The sequence below is a fragment of the Mycobacterium sp. NGS64 genome, assembly GCF_059812245.1.
In genome coordinates, this window is sequence record NZ_JCALCI010000002.1 from 636,899 (window position 1) to 655,336 (window position 18,438).

18 protein-coding genes are annotated in these 18,438 nt (G+C 68.2%); 8 read left to right on the top strand and 10 right to left on the bottom strand.

Going from position 1 to position 18,438, the window contains the following annotated elements; all coding sequences use genetic code 11:
• Positions 1 to 3: 3 nt before the first annotated feature.
• Positions 4 to 369 (bottom strand): Rv1152 family transcriptional regulator, encoded by a 366-nt coding sequence (locus tag AC5Y4S_RS11345; protein ID WP_500032679.1) that lies wholly within the window; start codon positions 367 to 369, stop codon positions 4 to 6.
• Positions 370 to 406: 37 nt separating this feature from the next.
• Here AC5Y4S_RS11345 and AC5Y4S_RS11350 point away from each other — a divergent pair, with 37 nt between their 5' ends.
• Positions 407 to 1,126: an NAD-dependent deacylase gene (locus tag AC5Y4S_RS11350; protein WP_500032680.1), complete on the top strand. Its 720-nt coding sequence runs from the start codon at positions 407 to 409 to the stop codon at positions 1,124 to 1,126.
• A gap of 72 nt (positions 1,127 to 1,198) precedes the next feature.
• Here the strand turns inward: AC5Y4S_RS11350 and AC5Y4S_RS11355 are convergent, their stop codons facing one another.
• Genes AC5Y4S_RS11355 through AC5Y4S_RS11365 form a run of 3 tightly spaced genes read right to left on the bottom strand, consistent with a single transcriptional unit; the run spans position 1,199 to position 4,861 of the window.
• Positions 1,199 to 1,840 carry a class I SAM-dependent methyltransferase gene (locus AC5Y4S_RS11355; protein ID WP_500032682.1) on the bottom strand — a complete coding sequence of 214 codons (642 nt, stop codon included), beginning with the start codon at positions 1,838 to 1,840 and terminating at the stop codon, positions 1,199 to 1,201.
• Positions 1,837 to 2,544, bottom strand: a complete 708-nt coding sequence (locus AC5Y4S_RS11360; RefSeq protein ID WP_500032684.1) for a TetR/AcrR family transcriptional regulator — start codon at positions 2,542 to 2,544, stop codon at positions 1,837 to 1,839. Before AC5Y4S_RS11360 ends, AC5Y4S_RS11355 begins: the two co-directional genes overlap by 4 nt.
• Entirely contained in the window at positions 2,537 to 4,861 is a 2,325-nt protein-coding gene (locus AC5Y4S_RS11365) for an MMPL family transporter (protein WP_500032685.1), read from the bottom strand. The genes AC5Y4S_RS11360 and AC5Y4S_RS11365 overlap by 8 nt, the downstream gene beginning before the upstream one ends.
• Positions 4,862 to 5,192: 331 nt before the next feature.
• On the opposite strand from AC5Y4S_RS11365, the gene AC5Y4S_RS11370 reads away from it, so the two are divergent.
• Complete coding sequence (locus tag AC5Y4S_RS11370; protein ID WP_142282293.1) at positions 5,193 to 5,324, top strand: hypothetical protein; 132 nt, start codon at positions 5,193 to 5,195, stop codon at positions 5,322 to 5,324.
• A gap of 130 nt (positions 5,325 to 5,454) precedes the next feature.
• Here AC5Y4S_RS11370 and AC5Y4S_RS11375 read toward each other — a convergent pair whose 3' ends face one another.
• Both AC5Y4S_RS11375 and AC5Y4S_RS11380 read right to left on the bottom strand, forming a co-directional pair.
• Positions 5,455 to 6,207, bottom strand: coding sequence for a 3-hydroxyacyl-CoA dehydrogenase (locus AC5Y4S_RS11375; RefSeq protein WP_500032686.1), 753 nt, complete (start codon positions 6,205 to 6,207; stop codon positions 5,455 to 5,457).
• Positions 6,208 to 6,250: 43 nt separating this feature from the next.
• Positions 6,251 to 7,345, bottom strand: a complete 1,095-nt coding sequence (locus AC5Y4S_RS11380; protein ID WP_500032687.1) for a CaiB/BaiF CoA transferase family protein — start codon at positions 7,343 to 7,345, stop codon at positions 6,251 to 6,253.
• 94 nt (positions 7,346 to 7,439) lie between these two features.
• On the opposite strand from AC5Y4S_RS11380, the gene AC5Y4S_RS11385 reads away from it, so the two are divergent.
• Positions 7,440 to 8,252 (top strand): enoyl-CoA hydratase, encoded by an 813-nt coding sequence (locus AC5Y4S_RS11385; RefSeq protein ID WP_500032688.1) that lies wholly within the window; start codon positions 7,440 to 7,442, stop codon positions 8,250 to 8,252.
• 76 nt (positions 8,253 to 8,328) lie between these two features.
• Complete coding sequence (locus AC5Y4S_RS11390; protein ID WP_500032689.1) at positions 8,329 to 9,696, top strand: DUF2867 domain-containing protein; 1,368 nt, start codon at positions 8,329 to 8,331, stop codon at positions 9,694 to 9,696.
• On the opposite strand, the gene AC5Y4S_RS11395 is transcribed toward AC5Y4S_RS11390, so the two are convergent.
• On the bottom strand, positions 9,659 to 10,381 hold the full coding sequence (locus AC5Y4S_RS11395) for a CPBP family intramembrane glutamic endopeptidase (RefSeq protein ID WP_500032690.1): 723 nt from the start codon (positions 10,379 to 10,381) through the stop codon (positions 9,659 to 9,661). The genes AC5Y4S_RS11390 and AC5Y4S_RS11395 overlap by 38 nt on opposite strands.
• Positions 10,378 to 11,523, bottom strand: a complete 1,146-nt coding sequence (locus tag AC5Y4S_RS11400; RefSeq protein WP_500032691.1) for an NAD(P)H-binding protein — start codon at positions 11,521 to 11,523, stop codon at positions 10,378 to 10,380. Before AC5Y4S_RS11400 ends, AC5Y4S_RS11395 begins: the two co-directional genes overlap by 4 nt.
• Positions 11,524 to 11,912: 389 nt before the next feature.
• Between AC5Y4S_RS11400 and AC5Y4S_RS11405 the strand changes: the two genes are divergently transcribed.
• From AC5Y4S_RS11405 to AC5Y4S_RS11415, 3 genes are read left to right on the top strand one after another with little or no spacing between them, the layout of a single operon-like run.
• Positions 11,913 to 13,052: a type III polyketide synthase gene (locus tag AC5Y4S_RS11405; RefSeq protein WP_500032693.1), complete on the top strand. Its 1,140-nt coding sequence runs from the start codon at positions 11,913 to 11,915 to the stop codon at positions 13,050 to 13,052.
• A gap of 14 nt (positions 13,053 to 13,066) precedes the next feature.
• Positions 13,067 to 13,567, top strand: a complete 501-nt coding sequence (locus AC5Y4S_RS11410) for an isoprenylcysteine carboxyl methyltransferase family protein (RefSeq protein ID WP_500032694.1) — start codon at positions 13,067 to 13,069, stop codon at positions 13,565 to 13,567.
• Positions 13,564 to 14,580: an NAD(P)/FAD-dependent oxidoreductase gene (locus AC5Y4S_RS11415; protein WP_500032697.1), complete on the top strand. Its 1,017-nt coding sequence runs from the start codon at positions 13,564 to 13,566 to the stop codon at positions 14,578 to 14,580. The genes AC5Y4S_RS11410 and AC5Y4S_RS11415 overlap by 4 nt, the downstream gene beginning before the upstream one ends.
• Before the next feature lie 51 nt (positions 14,581 to 14,631).
• Here AC5Y4S_RS11415 and AC5Y4S_RS11420 read toward each other — a convergent pair whose 3' ends face one another.
• A complete protein-coding gene (locus AC5Y4S_RS11420) occupies positions 14,632 to 15,444 on the bottom strand; it encodes a crotonase/enoyl-CoA hydratase family protein (RefSeq protein ID WP_500032698.1) in 813 nt (270 codons plus the stop codon).
• Entirely contained in the window at positions 15,441 to 16,586 is a 1,146-nt protein-coding gene (locus tag AC5Y4S_RS11425) for a thiolase family protein (protein WP_500032699.1), read from the bottom strand. The genes AC5Y4S_RS11420 and AC5Y4S_RS11425 overlap by 4 nt, the downstream gene beginning before the upstream one ends.
• Positions 16,587 to 16,866: 280 nt before the next feature.
• Here AC5Y4S_RS11425 and AC5Y4S_RS11430 point away from each other — a divergent pair, with 280 nt between their 5' ends.
• Complete coding sequence (locus AC5Y4S_RS11430; RefSeq protein WP_500032702.1) at positions 16,867 to 18,405, top strand: tectonin domain-containing protein; 1,539 nt, start codon at positions 16,867 to 16,869, stop codon at positions 18,403 to 18,405.
• Positions 18,406 to 18,438 lie beyond the last annotated feature (33 nt).

Sequence of the window (18,438 nt, forward strand, 5' to 3'; positions counted from 1 at the left end):
ACGTCACTCGTCGGGCACGTTGGTCAGGTAGCGCATCGCGTCGGACTTGGTCAGCCCCAACGCCTTGGCCACCTCGACGTACTCCTTGGCGGCCGCCGCCATCGCGGCGTCGGTCGGATCGAAGCGGGAGATGAAAGTGCCGAAGCGCCCGCGGGTTTCGACGATCGCCGCCGACTCCAGCTCGCGGTAGGCCCGCGCCACGGTGTTTGCCGCGACCCCGAGCTGACCCGCCAGCTCACGCACCGTCGGGAGCCGGGATCCGGGTGGCAACGCACCCGCCCGGACCCCGTCGATGACCTGCGTTCTGAGCTGGTCGAACAGCGGTTTGCCCGCCTTCACGTCGACCTTCAGCCAATCCCGCAGCTCCACTTCTTCAGTATGTCCCAAGCACGACTATCTTTGTGGGATGCGAGTAACTGTGCTCAGCGGCGCGGGGATTTCCGCGGAGAGCGGCGTGCCCACATTCCGGGACGACAAGAACGGATTGTGGGCCCGCTTCGATCCCTACGAGCTGTCCAGCACGCAAGGGTGGCGCAAGAACCCCGAACGGGTCTGGGGCTGGTATCTGTGGCGCCACTACCTCGTCGCCGACGTCGAACCCAACGCCGGGCACCTCGCCATCGCCGCGTGGCAGGACCACGCGGATGTCACCGTCGTCACCCAGAATGTCGACGACCTGCACGAGCGCGCCGGCAGCTCCCCGGTGCACCACTTGCACGGCAGCCTCTTCGAATTCCGTTGCGACCGTTGCGGTATGGACTACACCGGGCCGCTGCCCAGGATGGCCGAGCCGACGTTGGAGGTCGAACCCCCGGTGTGCCACTGCGGCGGCCTGATCCGGCCGGACATCGTGTGGTTCGGTGAGCCGCTGCCCGACGAGCCGTGGCAGCACGCGGTGGATGCGACCGAGGCCGCCGACGTGATGGTCGTGGTGGGGACCTCGGCGATCGTCTACCCGGCGGCCGGGCTGCCGGACCTGGCGCTGTCCCGCGGCGCCGTCGTCGTGGAGGTCAACCCCGAACCGACGCCGCTCACCCGCAGCGCCACGATCAGCATTCGCGAGAGCGCGAGCCAGGCGTTGCCGGAGCTGCTGCAGCGGCTCCCGGCGCTGCTTAATTCTGCTTAGCCCTCGAGATTGCGCACAGATCGCGGTTCGTACACAAAATCGCGCGCTGAGCGCAGTCTCGGCGAAAAAGAACTAGGGCCGCCGGGCCCGGCCCAGCGCCAGCTCGGACACCGGCAACGGCGCCCATATCGGCAGCGTCCACTCCCGCCGCGACGTGTCCACCTCGAACCCGGCGTCGACGATCGCGCGCTCGGTGTCGCGATGGGTGTGGCAGTTGCCGAACAGCCTGGGCCACAGCGTCGCGTCGGCAAACCGTTGCAGCCGGCCCCGCCCGCCGGCGCTGGCCACATGCTCGAGGAAGCGCAGCTCGCCCCCCGGCCGCAGCAGCGAGTACATCCGGCTCAGCACCCCGGGAACGTCGCGCACCGAGCACAACACCAGCGAGCACACCACGGCGTCGAAGAGCTCGCCGTCGCTGAACGCCTCGGCGGTCTTCCCGATCACGACGACCGGCACCGGCGCCGCCTCGGCCGCGACGCGGGCGTGAGCTCTCAGCCGGGGCTCGGGCTCGACGGCGATCACCTGCTCGACCGTCGGCGGATAGTTGGCGAAGTTCGTCCCGACACCCGCGCCGATTTCCAGCACCCGGCCCGACAGCCCGGCCACGTTCTCGCGGCGCAGCGCCCGAACCGCCTCGGTCTCGTGGGCGGCGACGACGGGCCAAACACGCGCGAAGAACGGGTTGTCGATCGTGCGCTCGGCTGCCTGCGTCATTTCCGCGACTCCTCCGGCGGCCGATGCGCCGCCACCCATGCCGCCAACATCTGGGGTGTGGCGTCTCGGCCGCAGTATCCCATTACCAATTGCCCACAGAACACGGAGGACAGCACTCGGTCGGCAAACGCCTCGGCGTCGCCGAACGGCAGATGTGGCTTGGCGATCAACATGGCCGCGACGCCGTGCAGCGCGCTCCACAATTCCAGAGCGACGGTTGTCGGGTCGACCGGGCGGTAGGTGCCGTCGTCCATAAGCCGCTGCACGGTGGCGCGGATGTGCTTGAACGCGGAGTTGCTCAGCGTGGTGTCGACGCTGCTCCCGGAGCGCCACTCACCCATCGTGGCGATGCGGTACAGCCCCGGGGTCTGGACCGCGAGCCGGACGTAGGCCAGCCCCTGCGCGCGCAAGACCTCCACCGGGGAGGTGTGCGCGGCGGCCAGGCGCCGCATTTCGGGATCCAGCTTTTCGAAGTAGCGCGCGCACACCGCGTCCAGCAGGGCGTCCTTGTCGGCGAAATGCAGATAGATCGACGGCGGCGTGACGCCGACGCGTTGTGCCACCGAACGGATCGAGACCGATCGGGCGTGTCCGGTTTCCAGCAGCAGCTCGGTGGTCGCGTCCAGGATCTCGTCGTGCAGGCGCTCGCCCGAGCCGCGAGGGGCCCGAGCGCGGCGCAGACCGTCGGCCGATACGTCAACCAATGCGGGTCACCGATTCGTGGACCGGGTGCCCGTTGTGTTGCACCGGCTCCGAGGTCGGCTCGGGGTGGAGCGCTATCTCGGAGGGCGCCTCGCTGATGCCGAACCGCTCGTGCACCCACACCAAAGGCTTTGGCGCCCACCAGTTCCAGCGTCCCATCACGTGCATGAAGGCGGGGACCAGAACCATGCGCACCAGGGTGGCGTCCGCGAACACGGCGAGCACCAGGCCGAGGCCGAACATCCGCATGAAGGACACGTGCGCGGCGATCAGCGCGGCGAACGACATCGACATCACCAGCGCGGCCGCGGTGATCACCCGTCCGGTGCGCGCGACGCCGTGCGCCACCGCTTCGTCGTTGGCGGCGTGCGCGTCTTTTCCGGTCGGGTTCGCCGGTCGGTATTCCAGCCAGTACTCCCGGATGCGGGAGATCAGGAACACCTCGTAGTCCATCGACAGCCCAAAGGCTATGCAGAACAACAACACTGGCATGTTCGCCACCAGCGTCCCGCTGGGCGTGGTACCGAGCGCGCCGAGGTGGCCGTCCTGGAAAATCCACACCAGCGCCCCGAACGCCGCGCTCAGCGACAGCACGTTGCACACCAACGCCTTCAGCGGCAGCACCACGCTGCCGGTGAGCAAGAACAGCAACACGAACGTGACGGCGGCCATCAGCCCCAGCACCAGCGGAAGGCGGTCGGTCACCGCGTCGACGCTGTCCCGGTTGATCTGCGCGACGCCGCCCATTTCGACGGATCGGCCGCCCGGCCCCGGCACCCCGTGCAACCGCTTGAGCTGCGTGTCATTGGCCTGGGTGAACAGCGGCGCGGTGCTGTTGACGGTCAAGAACGCGCTGCCGTCGACCAACCCCGTGGCAGCGGCGGGTGGGCCCACGGGGTTTCCGTTCACGAAGGTCCCGCCCGGCGCCGAGACGCCCGAGACGTCGGGAACCCGCGACAGGGCGGCGGCGTACCTGTCCAGATCCCCCGGGTTCAGTCCGCGGACGTCAGGGACGACGACGGGCACCGCGGTGGCGGAGTCGTGCGCAAACCCGGTGCGCAACTCGTCGCCGACCTGATGCGACGACGCCGAACTCGGCAGCACCCGGTCGTCGGGGAAGCCCCACTTGACCGAGAAGAACGGCAGCCCCAGCAACAGCAGCAGCGCCATCACGGCCAGGCCGATCGGCGCCCAGCGGCGCATCACGAACTTGCTCGACCGGTACCAGAACCACTGCTCGACCGGCCGGTGCAGGGGGTCCGGGCGGCGCAGGGCGTGGCGAATCAGCCGGCGCACGTCCAGCGAGTCCAGCCGGTCCCCCAGCAGCACGATCGCTGCCGGGGTCACCACGATGGACGCGGTTGCGACGAAGGCCACGGTGGCCACACCGGCATAGGCGAAGGACTTGAGGAAGTACATGGGGAAGGCCACCGTCGCCGACATCGACAATGCGACGGTGACGGCGGAGAACAGCACGGTGCGCCCGGACGTGGCCATGGTCCGGATCAGCGCCTCGTTCCGGTCGCTGCCCTCGGCCAGCTCGTCGCGGTACCGGCTGACGATCAGCAAGGTGTAGTCGATCGCCAGCGCCAGGCCCAGGGCGGTGCTGAGGTTGAGCGCGAAGATCGACACCTCGGTGGTGAAGGTGATCAGCCGCAGCACCGTCATCGAGCCGACGACGGCCAGTGCGCCGAGGGCCATCGGCAGCGCCGCCGCCAGCAGCCCACCGAACACCCAGATCAGCACCAGGAAGCTCAGGGGAAGCGCGATCATCTCCATGACCACGAGGTCTTCCTGGTTCTGCTTGTTGATCTGCGCGTACTGCATCGCCGGGCCGCCGGCGCGGACGGCGACACCGTCGCGGTCGTGGACGAATTGGTCCGCCAGGGTTTGGGCGTTGCTCTGCGCGTAGTTCTCGCCGCCCTTGAGGTTGATGACGATCATCCCGGACTTGCCGTCCTTGCTGATCAGGTCGGCGGCGGCCTGCGGCGGTGCGGTCCAGGCCGAGGTCACGTTGTAAACCAACGACGACCCTTGCAGGTCGCGGACGAGGTCGATGCCCACCTTGCGCGCCTGGTCGCTCTGGGCACCCGCCGGCGAGGTCACCATGACCAGCATCTGCTGTCCGCTCTGCCCGAACTTGTCGGTGAGGATCTGGATGGCGTGCGCCGATTCCGAGTTGGGGTCTTGGAAGCCCCCGGGCGACAGGCTCTTGGCGACAGGAATGCCGAAGACGGCCGCCCCGATGAAGACCAGGATCGCGATCGCAATTATCCGTCGTGGCGCAGCAATAGCCAGTCGAGCGATCGCTTGAAGCATGTCCCCGGTCCTCCCGCCGCCGTGCCGGTCACGCTGGGCCGCCACTGACTGGGCGGTAACTTATCAGCGGTAACTGACAGGTGTCAAACAACACTATCCATAAACACGGCTCCCCGCGGGTGGATGGTTCAAACGGGCCGAAACCCCTCGTTTTCGATGCGGCGGCTATGAGCTCGGCCCCGAAAATGGCCGGGATCCGTGCGGGTCACGGCGGCAATCCGTCCCGGTGGCCACCGGCCTACCCGCCGGAAACCTACCCGCCGGTAAATTGCCATTATTTTCCGAATCGTGACTCATCGATTCCTTAGAGGCGGCCCATACGCTCATAGTCATGTGGATCGACGACTCGAGTGCCGACGTCATCAAGGCTGACTTCGAGGCTCTCTACCATGGCGACGTGCTGGTGGAAGGCGAGACCTCCGAGCAGTTCGAAGACCAGCACACGCTGCCTACGGCAAGCTGACCGCCATGAGCGTGCTAGCACGGCTGCTGATGGCCGAACCCGCCATCACCCGATGGTTCCGTCGATAGCGACTGATCTTGCTTAAGACGAAAACCCCCCGCGCATCGCGGGGGGTTTTCGTTTCACCGGCTTAGCGGGGGGCCATCCGAATGGCGCCGTCCAGGCGGATGACTTCGCCGTTGAGCATCGGGTTTTCGACGATGTGCACCGCGAGCGCGCCGTACTCGTCAGGGTCACCCAGCCGTGCCGGGTGCGGTACCTGCTTGCCCAGCGACTTCTGCGCCTCCTCGGGCAGCGAACCCAGCAGCGGGGTCTTGAACAGCCCCGGCGCGATCGTCACCACTCGGATCAGCTCGCGCGACAGGTCGCGGGCGATCGGCAGCGTCATGCCGACCACGCCGCCCTTGGACGCCGAGTAGGCGGCCTGGCCGACCTGGCCCTCGAACGCCGCGACCGAGGCGGTGTTGATGATGACGCCGCGCTCCTCACCGAGCGGCTCCGTCTTCGCGATGCGCTCCGCGGCCAGCCGGAGCACGTTGAACGTGCCGATCAGGTTGACCTCGACCACCTTCTTGAAGCCGTTCAGCGGGAAGGGACCGTCCTTGGACAGCGTCTTGATGGCGTTGCCGATGCCGGCACAGTTGACGTCGATGCGCAGCGGGCCAAGCGATTCGGCCACATCCAGCGCCTTGGAGACGGCGGCCTCGTCGGTGACGTCGGCCTCGACGAAGCGGGCGCGCTCCCCCAGCTCGCGGACCGCCTCCTCGCCCCGCAGGTCCAGCACCACCACCTGCGCGCCGGCGTCGAGCAGCCGCTTGGTGGTGGCCAGGCCCAGGCCCGACGCTCCGCCGGTGACGACGGCTACGGCGTCCTTGATCTCCATGCGTGTCCCTTCCCTCTCGTCCAGCCAACCAGTTGGTTGGCGACTATACCCAGTCGGCGAGGACCGATTGGATGTCGGGCGTCGGCTCCGCAGGGCGGGGAATGTCCGGTGCGGTGCGGGAGAACCGCGGCGCCGGCAACGGCTGCAGGCCGCCGTTCACCTCGTAGAAGGTGTTGCGCTCGGTGATGTGCGGCTCGGTCTGCACCTCCCCGAACGCCAGCACCGGCGTCACGCAGGCGTCCGAGTCGGCGAACACCTTGGCCCAGTGGTCGCGGTCGCGGCTGGCGAACGTCTCGGTCAGCACCGCCCGCAGCTCGGGCCAGCGGGCGGCGTCGTTCTGCGGCGGCAGGTTGGCGGCGTCCAGGCCCAGCCCGGCCAGCATCGCCGCGTAGAACTGGGGCTCGATGGCGCCGACGGCGACGTAGCGCCCGTCGGCGCACTCGTAGGTGTCGTAGTAGGGCGCGCCGCCGTCGAGCATGTTGGTGCCGCGCACGTCCGTCCACATGCCGGACGACCGCATCTGCCACATCATCTGGATCAGCACGCTGGACCCGTCGACCATGGCGGCGTCGACGACCTGGCCCTTGCCCGAGGTCTGCCGCTCCCACAGCGCGGACAGGATGCCGACCAGCAGGAACATCGAGCCGCCACCGAAATCGCCGACCAGGTTCAGCGGCGGCACCGGCCGCTCGTTGGCCCGCCCGATGGCGTGCAGGATCCCGTTCAGCGAGATGTAGTTGATGTCGTGGCCCGCCTGCTGGCTGCGCGGGCCGGTCTGGCCCCAGCCGGTCATGCGGGCGTAGACCAGGCGCTCGTTGACCTTCGCGCAGTCCTCGGGGCCCAGGCCGAGCCGCTCGGTGACCCCGGGCCGGTAGCCCTCGATCAGCACGTCCGCCTTGGCGACGAGCTTGAGCACCAGGTCGCGTCCCTCGTCGGACTTGAGGTCGGCGGTCACCACGCGCCGGTTTCGGCTCATGGAATCCTTCACTGAGTCCCTGCCGCCATCCGCGGCATTACCCGAGGGCCGGTCGACGCGGACGACGTCCGCGCCGAGGTCCCCGAGGATCATCGCGGCGTGCGGGCCGGGCCCGATGCCGGACAACTCGACAACACGCAATCCCTGCAGCGGTCCCGCCATTGGTGCACCCGACCTTTCGTCCGCTCTGACGTCTTTTCGCATCTTCGCAGCCGCGCCCGGCGGCCGCGCACCCCGGTCACATATGGTGAGCCCCATGCCGGAATCTGGGATCGCCACGCTCGCACCCGTCGCGGGCCTCGACGTCACGCTGACCGACGGCGTGCTGTCGGTGACCATCAACCGCCCCGACAGCCTGAATTCCCTGACGATCCCGGTCATCACCGGCATCGCCGACGCGATGGAACGGGCGGCCACCGACCCCGACGTCAGGGTGGTGCGCCTCGGCGGCGCCGGCCGCGGCTTCTGCTCCGGGGCGGGCATCAGCGCCGACGACATGTCCGGCAGCGGCGGCGTCCCGCCGGACCAGATCGTCCTGGAGATCAACCGGCTGGTGCGGGCCATCGCCGCGGTGCCACACCCGGTGGTCGCGGTTGTGCAGGGCCCGGCGGCCGGTGTGGGCGTGTCCCTCGCGCTGGCCTGTGACGTCGTATTGGCTTCCGACAAAGCGTTTTTCATGCTCGCCTTCACCAAGATCGGGTTGATGCCCGACGGCGGTGCGTCGGCGTTGGTCGCCGCCGCGGTCGGCCGGATCCGGGCGATGCAGATGGCGTTGCTGCCCGAACGATTGCCGGCCACCGAGGCCCTGTCCTGGGGACTGGTCACCGCCGTCTATCCCGCGGCCGACTTCGAGGCCGAGGCGGACAAGGTGATCGAGAGGCTGCTGGCGGGCCCGGCCGTGGCGTTCGCCAAGACCAAGCAGGCGATCAACGCGGCCACACTCACCGAGTTGGACGCCACGCTGCAGCGCGAATACGAAGGGCAGTCGCGCCTGCTGGTGTCGCACGACTTCAAGGAGGGCACAACGGCTTTCCAGGAACGCCGCGCCCCCAACTTCACCGACCGCTAAAGGGCTTACTTCCCCCCAGAACCGGTAATCCTTCCTCGCGTCGGTTTCGAATAAATTCGCGAGGAACGGAGAATCGATGGTGCGCTGCCTGGTGACCGGGGCGACCGGCTACATCGGTGCCCGGCTGGTGCCCCGACTGCTCGACGAGGGCCACGAGGTTCGCGCTTTGGCGCGCAACCCGGACAAGCTGGCCGACGTGCCGTGGCGCGAGCGGGCGCAGGTGGCGCGCGGCGACCTCGGCGACGTCGAGTCGTTGGCCGCGGCGTTCGACGGGATCGACGTCGTCTACTACCTGGTCCACTCGATGGGCGCCGCCAAGGACTTCGCCGCCGAGGAAGACCGCGCCGTGCGCAACGTGGTGACCGCCGCACGCCGCGCCGGGGCGCGGCGGGTCGTGTACCTGAGCGGGCTGCATCCCGAGGGCACCAAGCTGTCCGAGCACCTCGAATCGCGCGCGGCCGTCGGCGAGGCCCTCATCGACTCCGGCATCGAGACGGTGGTCCTGCAGGCAGGGGTGGTCATCGGGTCGGGCTCCGCGTCGTTCGAGCTGATCCGCCACCTCACCGATCGGTTGCCGGTGATGACCACGCCGAAATGGGTGCACAACCGGATTCAGCCGATCGCCGTGCGCGACGTGCTGCATTACCTGGTCGCCGCGGCGACCGCGCCGGTGCCCGGATCGCGGACGTGGGACGTCGGCGGGCCCGACGTCCTCGAGTACGGCGACATGATGCGCGTCTACGCCGACGTCGCGGGGCTGGGCCGGCGCTATCTGATCGCGCTGCCATTCCTCACACCCACGATCGCCAGCCTCTGGATCGGGGCCGTCACCCCGATCCCGCCCGGGCTGGCGCGCCCGCTGATCGAATCGCTGGAATGCGATGCGGTGATGCGCAATTCGGACATCGACGGCATCATCGAGCCGCCGGCCGGCGGCCTGACGGGCTACCGCCGCGCCGTCGAACTCGCGCTCGACCGCGGGACGCGCGGCCTGACCGAGGCCACCTGGGCCTCCCTGGAATCGGACCCTGCGGAGCCGCTGCCGAGCGACCCGGCGTGGGCCGGCGAGATCATCCACTCCGACGTGCGGACCGCCGAGACCGCCGCCGAGCCCGGCGACGTGTGGCGGGCGGCCGAGGCCGGGATCGCCCGCAGCCGCCCCTTCCGGGGCTGGGTCGTCGAGGAGCGCAAATCCGGCAGCGCGCTGCGACTGAGTTCGGGGCAGAGCTCGGTGGGCCAGGGGTGGCTGGAGATCGGCGTCGCGCCCCGCGACAGCGGGGGCAGCCACTACACGCAGCGGGCGACTTTTGTGCCGTGCGGCCTGCCGGGACGGCTTTACTGGGTCGCGTTGCGGCCCTTGCGAATCGCCGCGCTGCGGGCCTTGGCGCGCGACGTCACGGGAGGCGTCAGACGCCGAACAACGGGGGCAGTGCGAGCACCATGATCAGGCCCCACACGAGGTGGGTCAGGACCGGCGCCAGCACCCCGCCGCTGGCCCGGCGTTCCAGCGCGCACACCGTCCCGAGGATGATTGCGGCGAAACCCAGCATGGGGTTGCCGCTGGCCAGCGTGGCGCATGTATACAAGACGGTCGAGATGAGCATCGGGTGGTATCGCCCGAGCGCCGTGTAGAGGGCGCCGCGGAAAAAGACCTCCTCGGCGACGCCGTTGATGAGCGTGATCGCGACGATCACCGGATACCAACCATGGTGGGCGTACAGCAGCACCCGGGTTATCAGCTCCGCTACGGGGGTTATCTCCCGGGCGATCAGTCCGCCCACGATGAAGATGCCGCCGAGGAGCAGGCCGACGATCGTGCCCGTGATGACGGGCCGTTGGTTGCGCCCGCGCCAGCAGATGCCCCCCAGATGCAAAGGGCCCGACAGGAATCCACCGGTGAGCCACACCGCCGCCAGCAGCAGGGTCAGCCAGTAGAAGCTCGAGTCGCCCGGGTGGCGGCGCAACGAGAACCCGAGCACCGCCGCGCCCACCGCGAGCGTGATGGCGACGACGACGCGCCGGCGTCGCACCACGCCGGGCGGTTCGTTATGCGGCACAGCGACATTGGTGATGGCACGGCGCAATTCCGAGGCGACGGTGGCGCGATACGGGGTGGTCGACTGGGTCATGCCGGGCGCACCTTCGCGTTGAGGGCGAGCACGATGTCGAGGCCGGTGCGCACCGCGCCGGCCAGCGGTCCGGGGACATTGTTGACCAGCCGCAGCGTCGGCCGCGCGACGCGCGGGGTGATCGCGCGGGCCAGGCGGCGGATGCGCAGGGCGTCGCCGCCGGCCCACGCGGGATCGCTGTCGGCCAGTTGGTGGGGATCGGTCAAGGCGTTGACGGGCCTGGGGGGGCCGGACCGGTCCGCCAGGGCCAGGGTGATCGCGTCCTCGACGCCGAGCAGGCCCCCCGGCGGGTCGGGCACCCGATCGCGCAGGCCGCTGACGGACGCGACCATCGGGTGGTCCAGCGACTCGACCAAATCCGCGGCCAGCCCCGGGGGCACCGGCAGCGCGACCCCGGTGACCAGCGATGCCAGGCCGGTGTCGAACCGGCCGACCGGGAGGGCGGCGCGCCACCTTCCGGAAATCCGCGCATACGTCTTGAGCAGCTCACGGTAGGAGGTGGTGCTGGGCCCGGAGATGTCGTACGCACCCGCGGGCACCCGCTCCGGGTCCGCCGCGGCGACGAGATAGTGCAGGACGTCGCGGATGGAGATCGGGTCGATCGGGTTGTCCATCCAGTTCGGTATCGGGATGAGCGGGAACCGGTCGCCCACGTAGCGCATCATCTCGAACGACGTCGAGCCGGCCCCGATGATCATCGCCGCGCCCAGCCACACCAGCTCGGGGCCGCCCTCGACCGTCAGGGCCTCGGCCACCTCGGCCCTACTGGTCAGGTGCTCGGACAGGGCTTCGTCGGCCGGCATGAAGCCGCCGAGGTAGACGATGCGCCGCACGCCGGCGTCCCCGGCCGCCACCGCGACGTTGGTGGCCGCGGCCCGGTCGGCGTCGCGGAAGCCGGGCTGGCCGATCGCGTGCACCAGGTAATACAGCACGTCGATCGGGCCGGCGGCGTCCATCGCTTGCTGTACAGATGTTGGATTGGACGCGTCGAGGGTGACGGGTAACACGTCGTCAAACCACCCTAAACGCTTGAGCCGCTCCGGGTTTCGCGTGGCGGTCACGACCTGATGCCCATCCGCCAGCAGCGCCGTGACCAGGCGCGAACCGACATAACCGGTGGCGCCGGTGACCAGAATCCGCATACCCCCGACACTACCGACGACGCGGGCGCATGCGATCGCTTCGCTGATCCGGAAAAGTTAGAGCGGTATATATCGCGGAATTACCAATACCGGCATCGGCAATGTGGGCCAAGTTAGGCGTGCTTATTCAACTCGGGTACAAAAGGCTATGACGCGGCATATTGAACTCGTGTGCATCAAATCGGAAAATGCACAACGCGGGCAACGATGATCCCGGTGGCCTCTCGCAGCGAAACAAGCGCGACGTCGTCTCCGTTATGCGGCATTGAAGAATCGTTGCGGGCCAGGCTTTTTGGGGTCTAGTTGAATGCCGGTGCCATCGGCGCTGTCGGCGCGGGCCGCATCAGCCTCCCGCAATTCGCATTCCCGACGCTGTGGCGTAGCGCACATTGAACCTGTCGGACGGCGGTAACGTGACCCCGTACATGGAGGAGATAATCGGGGGTAATTCGGTTCGGCCAAGATCGAGGACGCTCACAGCCGAGGCGGTTCCGTCCGTCGCAGGAGTTTCAGTAAAGTTCCCACCCAATCGATACACGCAGGATGAGACCATCGGCGCGTTGACCGAGTTCGCGGGTCCGGAATTTCGGAAGTTCGCCCGGAGCAGCGGCGTTGAGTTTCGAAACATCGCCCTACCACTGTCGCGATACGGAGAGCTGAGCGGCTTCACCGAGGCCAACGATGCCTACATCGAAATCGCGCTCGACCTAGCCGAGCAGGCAATGCTCACCGCGCTTGACCAGGCCAATGTCAAGCCGTCGGAGGTCGACGCCATCTTTTCGACCACGGTGACCGGGTTAGCGGTCCCGTCGCTGGAGGCGCGGCTGGCCACACGACTCGGATTTCGGCAGGACGTCAAGCGGATTCCGCTGTTCGGTTTGGGTTGCGTCGCCGGCGCGGCCGGCCTGGCCCGGGTGCACGACTACCTGCGCGCATTCCCCACTGACGTGGCGGTGCTGCTGGCGGTCGAGCTCTGCTCGCTGACCGTGCAGCGCCAGGACCATTCGCTCCCAAATCTGGTGGCTTCCAGCCTGTTTGGCGATGGTGCCGGCGTCGTCGTCGCCGTGGGCGCCGACCGCGCTTCCAGATCGGGTGCCGGGCCCAAGCTGCTGGCCACCCGCAGCCGGACCTACCCGGACACCGAGGACGTGTTGGGCTGGAACATCGGCAGCAGCGGGTTCCAGATCGTGCTGTCCGTGGAGATTGCGACCATCGTCGAGAAGTACCTGGGCGACGACATCCGCGACTTCCTCGCCGACCACGGGCTGAGCACAACCGACGTGTCGACGTGGCTGTTGCACGCCGCCGGTCCGAAGGTGATCGACGCGGTCCAAGACGTGTTGGAGTTGCCCCCGGATGCGTTCGCGCACACCAGAAACTCGTTGCGCAACAACGGAAACCTCTCGTCGGTCTCGGTGCTTGATATACTGCACGCCACCATGGCCGACCCACCGTCGCCGGGCTCCATCGGGCTGATGATCGCGATGGGACCGGGCTTTTCCGCCGAACTCGTCCTGCTGAGCTGGTAGGGCGCGATACAGCTATGTATTACTTGCTGATTCTCGCGGTGGGCGTCGAACGGCTCGCCGAGCTGGTGGTCGCCCAACGGAACGCGCGATGGTCTTTTGCCCAGGGCGGCAAGGAGTTTGGCCAGAACCACTATCCGGTGATGGTCGCGCTGCATACCGCGCTGCTGTTCGGTTGCCTCATCGAACCGTGGGCGCTGCACCGCCCCTTCATTCCCTGGCTGGGCTGGCCGATGGTGGTCGTGCTGGCGGCCAGCCAGGGGCTGCGCTGGTGGTGCATCCGAACGCTGGGCCGGCGGTGGAACACCCGGGTGATCGTGTTGCCCGACGCGCCACTGGTGGTCCGGGGCCCCTACCGATGGCTGCACCACCCGAACTATGTCGCTGTGGTGGCCGAGGGGTTCGCGCTGCCGCTGGTCCACACCGCATGGCTGACGGCGATCATCTTCACGCTGGCCAACGCGCTGTTGCTCCGGGTGCGCCTGCGGGTGGAGAACTCCGCCTTGGGGTACGTATGACCGGCTACGACTCCGACCTGCTGATCGTCGGCGGCGGCCCGGGCGGCCTCGCTACGGCGTTACACGCTCGCCGCCAAGGGCTTTCGGTGATCGTGGCCGAGCCCCGCGAGGGCCCGATCGACAAGGCGTGCGGCGAGGGGCTGATGCCCGGTGGTCTGGCCGAGCTGACCTCGCTCGGCGTGGATCCGGCCGGGATGCCGTTCCGCGGCATCGCCTACGTGAACGAACAACGCCGGGCGGAGGCGCGGTTCCGCAGCGGGCCGGGCAGGGGTGTGCGACGCACGACGCTGCACGCGGCGCTGGCGGCGCGGGCGAAAGAGGAAGACACCGAGTGGATCCGGGCCCGCGTGACCAGCGTCCAGCAGGACGCGCACGGCGTGACCGCCGCGGGGGTGCGCGCGAAATGGTTGGTGGCGGCCGACGGGCTGCACTCGCCGGTGCGCCGCGCCGTCGGAATCCAGGCCAAGGCCGGAACGCCCCGGCGCCACGGCGTGCGATGGCACTTCAAGGTGCCGGCGTGGTCGGAGTTCGTGGAGGTGCACTGGTCCCGCTGGGGTGAGGCCTACGTGACCCCGGTGGAGCCGGACCTGGTCGGCGTGGCGATCCTCTCCGGGGGGCGACCCGACCTGGCTTGGTTTCCCTGGCTGGCCCGCCACCTGCAGGGCGCCGAGCGCGGGCACCCCCGCGGCTGCGGCCCGCTGCGCCAGGTGGTGTCCCGCCGCGTCGCGGGCCGCGTGCTGCTGGTGGGTGACGCGGCCGGCTACGAGGACGCCCTGACCGGCGAGGGCATCAGCCTCGCGGTCAAGCAGGCGGCCGCGGCGGTCGACGCCATCGCCAACGACGCCCCGTCGTCGTACGAGGCCGCATGGCACCGGGTCACTCGCAACTACCGGCTGCTCACCCGGGCGCTGGTGCTGGGCAGCGCGCCGCGCGCCGCCCGCCGCGCCATCGTCCCGGCCTGCACGCTCCTACCGGGCGTCTTCGACCGCGCAGTGAACACCCTCGCACGCTAGCTTGATTGCCCGCCTCCTCAGCCCGCCGTTCCTGCGTGCATCGTCACCGGGCTAGCGCGCCTTCCAGACGGGCTCCCGCTTCTCGGCGAAAGCCACGGGTCCTTCCTTGGCGTCCTCGGATCGGATCAGGGTCCGCATCTCGCGCATGGTGCGCTCCCAACCGGGTTCATCGCCGACGATCACGCCGTCGTCGACGCCGTAGGCGATGCGCTTGCTGGCCTGCACCGACAGCGGCGCGTTGGCGGTCACCCGCGCCGCCAGGGCGAGCGCGGCGTCCAGTACGGAACCCGCGCTGACCACCCGGTTGATCAGCCCCCATTCCAAGGCGTCGGACGCGGTGATCGGCTCGCCGGTCAACAGCAATTCCATGGCCACTTTGCGGGGCAGCTGGTCCATGATCCGGAAGACACCGCCGGCGGCCGCGATCAGCCCGCGCTTCACCTCCGGCAGCCCGAACGTGGCGCGCTCGTCGGCGACCACCAGGTCGCTGGCCAACGCGAGTTCGGTGCCGCCGCCCAGTGCGGTGCCGTTGACCGCGGCGATCGTCGGCTTGTCGATGAAGTGGTGCACGTAGCCCGCGAAGCCCCACTCGCCGTGCTCGGGGTGATACAGGTTCTCCCGGCGCGAGATCGCCTTGAGGTCCGCGCCGGCGCAGAACGACTTGTCCCCGGCGCCGGTGATCACCACCGCCCGTACGTCGGGGTCGTGTTGCGCTTGCTCCAGCGCATCCCCGACGGCGATGCTGACGGCCGCGTTGACCGCGTTACGGGCCTCCGGCCGGTTGATGGTTATGACCATCACGTTGCCGCGGTGGTCGACGAGCGCCCCCGGCTGGCCGTTAGCAGCGTCGGGGCCGTCGGTCACAGCAGTTCCACGATCGTGGCGTTGGCCTGACCGCCGCCCTCGCACATCGTCTGCAGTCCGTAGCGAATTCCCTTGTCGCGCATGTGGTACAGCAGCGTGGTCATCAACCGCGCCCCCGAGCCGCCGAGCGGGTGGCCCAGCGCGATGGCACCGCCGTTGGGGTTGAGCTTTTTTTCGTCGGCCCCGATGTCCCGCAGCCACGCCAGCGGGACGGGCGCGAACGCCTCGTTGACCTCGTAGGCCCCGATGTCGCCGATCGAGAGCCCGGATTTCTTCAGCGCCTTCTGGGTCGCCGGGATGGGCGCGGTCAGCATGATCACCGGGTCGGCGCCGGCCAGCACCGCGGTGTGGACCTTGGCGATCGGGGTGAGGCCCAGTTCCTTAGCCTTCTCGGCGGACATGAACAGGATCGCGGCCGAGCCGTCGGTGATCTGCGAGGAGTTGCCGGCGTGGATCACGCCGTCCTCCTTGAACGCGGGCTTCAGCGACGCCATCTTTTCCATCGGGGTGCCGCGGCGGATGCCCTCGTCCTTCAGCACGATATTCCCGTCCTGGTCCTTGATGCCTACGATCTGGTCGTCGAACGCGCCGGAATCCTGTGCGGCGGCGGCCTTTTCGTGCGATCCCAGGGAGAACTCGTCGAGCGCGAGCCGGTCGAAGCCCCACTGCTCGGCGATCATCTCCGCGCCGATGCCCTGATTCGGCGTGCGGTGGTAGCGGTCCTTGAAGGCCTGCGGGTACGGGTTGCCGCCGTTGGCGAGCGACGATCCCATCGGAGTCCGCGACATCGACTCGACACCGCCGGCGACGACGACGTCGTAGTGCCCGGCCACCACGCCGGCCGCGGCGAAATGGATGGACTGCTGGCTGGACCCGCACTGGCGGTCGACGGTCACGCCCGGGACGGTCTCGGGCCAGCCGGCCGCCAGCACCGCGGTGCGGGCGATGTCGATGGCCTGTTCGCCGGCCTGGCTGACGCAGCCCCAGATGACGTCGTCGACGAGCCCAGGGTCGATGCCGGCCTTGTCGACCAGCCCGTTGAGGACCTGCGCGGACAGGTCGGCCGAGTGCACACCGGACAGCCCGCCGTTGCGCTTCCCGAGCGGGGATCGGACGGCCTCGACGATGACGGCTTCAGCCATGGTGGTGTCTCCTTTGACTTGGGGTCTGCGTCGATTGTCAACCAAGGGGTTGGGAGGGGGTGGGGCGGGGTGGTTTTCGTAGCCCTCCTAGCCCAAAAGACGAACGACCGAGTTCAAGATGAATTCGAGTAGCACCCCGAAGACGCATTGGAGTAGCCCACTACGCACGCCAAGACCGGATCGCGTTGGACACCATCTGTGAGTGGGTGGTCCTACGGGCAGAGCGACCTCCCGAATCCAGCCAGGAGAGCAATACCCAACCAGGTCCGAGGAGCGACCAATGACCACAGATCCGAAGTTTGGTGCAATTCCGTCACCACGGCATGCCCTGGCAGCCGCGACGCCTCACGTGGCGACGGCGCTGACACCGCCGAACAGCATCGTCGTGCCGTCGCAATTGTCCATCTGGGGCAACGACGTCCACCGCGACTGCGTCACCGCCGAAGAAGCCTTCGCCAAGTCGTGCAACAACCCCGAAATCTTCATCAGCGAAGCCGATGTCATCGCATGGGCCACCCGGCACGGGGTTCTCGAGGGCGCAACGCTGGTCGAGGTGTTGGACTTCATGCAGTCCGACGGGTTCTCCGGCCCGTCCGCGACCTACGACGACGGAAAGTACGTCTCGGTCGACTGGAGCAACTCCGACACCTTGCAGAACGCGATTTCACAAGGCCCGGTGAAGATCGGCGTCGCCGGAGACCAGCTGCTCAACACCTGGCGCGCCAACGACGGGAAGAGCGGTTGGTTTGCGACGAGCTACAACGTCGACAATAACGAAAACCACTGCGTCAGCTTGTGCGGCTACGGCACGATGAGTTGGCTAGCCGAGCAGCTTCAAGTCTCGGTGCCCAGTGGGGTGGACGGCACGAAGGTCGGCTACGCGCTGTTCACCTGGGACTCGATCGGCATCATCGACGAACCGTCCATGCGGGCAATCACCTATGAGGCGTGGTTGCGCACCCCGACAACCGTCTCCGTCGCCCGTTGGCCGGATTGGCTGCAGCTCGACCACAATCCGGCGACCAAAGCCATCGTGGCTGACGGCGCGGATCTCTACCAGTTGCACGACACCGGAAAGATCTTTCGCTACACCGGAACACCGATTACCGGCTGGGAATTGCTGGACCAGAATCCCGACACCAAGATGATCGTCGCCAGCGGCGGCAACCTCTACCAGCTGCACAACACCGGAAAGATCTTCCGCTACACCGGAACACCGGTAACCGGCTGGGAAATGCTGGACCAAAACCCCGCCACCGTGTCAATCGTGGCCGACGGGTCCAACCTCTGCCAGCTGCACGACACCGGAAAGATCTTCCGCTACACCGGAACACCGATCACCGGCTGGCAACTGCTGGACCAGAACACCGCGACGATGCAGATCGCCGCCAGTGGAGGCAACCTCTACCAGCTGCACAACACCGGAAAGATCTTCCGCTACACCGGAACACCGATCACCGGCTGGCAACTGCTGGACCAGAATCCCGCGTCCGTGTCGATCGTGGCCGACGCGGGCCGCCTGTATCAGTTGCACAACACGGGAAAGATCTGGCGCTACACCGGAACACCGATGACCGGCTGGCAGCAGCTGGATCAGAATCCGGCAGCCAAGCAGATCGCCGCCGCCTCGGGAAACCTGTTCCAGATTCACAACACCGGTGCGATATGGGCATATGTCGGGCCGCCTAACACCGGTTGGCAGCAGCTCGACGGCAACGCGGCTTCCGTCTCGATCGCCGCGTCGGGCACCAGCCTGTACCAGCTGCACAGCACCGGCATGATCTGGCGCTACACCGGTCCGCTGAATCCGGTTCTGTAGCAGGTGCTCAAGGGAACGGCCCTCGGAGAGGAT

Bases quoted from the DNA above. Each gene is read 5' to 3' on its own strand.
- AC5Y4S_RS11350 (WP_500032680.1), top strand. From the start codon at position 407: ATGCGAGTAACTGTGCTCAGCGGCGCGGGGATTTCCGCGGAGAGCGGC.
- AC5Y4S_RS11355 (WP_500032682.1), bottom strand. From the start codon at position 1,840: ATGACGCAGGCAGCCGAGCGCACGATCGACAACCCGTTCTTCGCGCGT.
- AC5Y4S_RS11365 (WP_500032685.1), bottom strand. From the start codon at position 4,861: ATGCTTCAAGCGATCGCTCGACTGGCTATTGCTGCGCCACGACGGATA.
- AC5Y4S_RS11370 (WP_142282293.1), top strand. From the start codon at position 5,193: ATGTGGATCGACGACTCGAGTGCCGACGTCATCAAGGCTGACTTCGAG.
- AC5Y4S_RS11375 (WP_500032686.1), bottom strand. From the start codon at position 6,207: ATGGAGATCAAGGACGCCGTAGCCGTCGTCACCGGCGGAGCGTCGGGC.
- AC5Y4S_RS11380 (WP_500032687.1), bottom strand. From the start codon at position 7,345: ATGGCGGGACCGCTGCAGGGATTGCGTGTTGTCGAGTTGTCCGGCATC.
- AC5Y4S_RS11385 (WP_500032688.1), top strand. From the start codon at position 7,440: ATGCCGGAATCTGGGATCGCCACGCTCGCACCCGTCGCGGGCCTCGAC.
- AC5Y4S_RS11390 (WP_500032689.1), top strand. From the start codon at position 8,329: ATGGTGCGCTGCCTGGTGACCGGGGCGACCGGCTACATCGGTGCCCGG.
- AC5Y4S_RS11395 (WP_500032690.1), bottom strand. From the start codon at position 10,381: ATGACCCAGTCGACCACCCCGTATCGCGCCACCGTCGCCTCGGAATTG.
- AC5Y4S_RS11400 (WP_500032691.1), bottom strand. From the start codon at position 11,523: ATGCGGATTCTGGTCACCGGCGCCACCGGTTATGTCGGTTCGCGCCTG.
- AC5Y4S_RS11410 (WP_500032694.1), top strand. From the start codon at position 13,067: ATGTATTACTTGCTGATTCTCGCGGTGGGCGTCGAACGGCTCGCCGAG.
- AC5Y4S_RS11415 (WP_500032697.1), top strand. From the start codon at position 13,564: ATGACCGGCTACGACTCCGACCTGCTGATCGTCGGCGGCGGCCCGGGC.
- AC5Y4S_RS11425 (WP_500032699.1), bottom strand. From the start codon at position 16,586: ATGGCTGAAGCCGTCATCGTCGAGGCCGTCCGATCCCCGCTCGGGAAG.
- AC5Y4S_RS11430 (WP_500032702.1), top strand. From the start codon at position 16,867: ATGACCACAGATCCGAAGTTTGGTGCAATTCCGTCACCACGGCATGCC.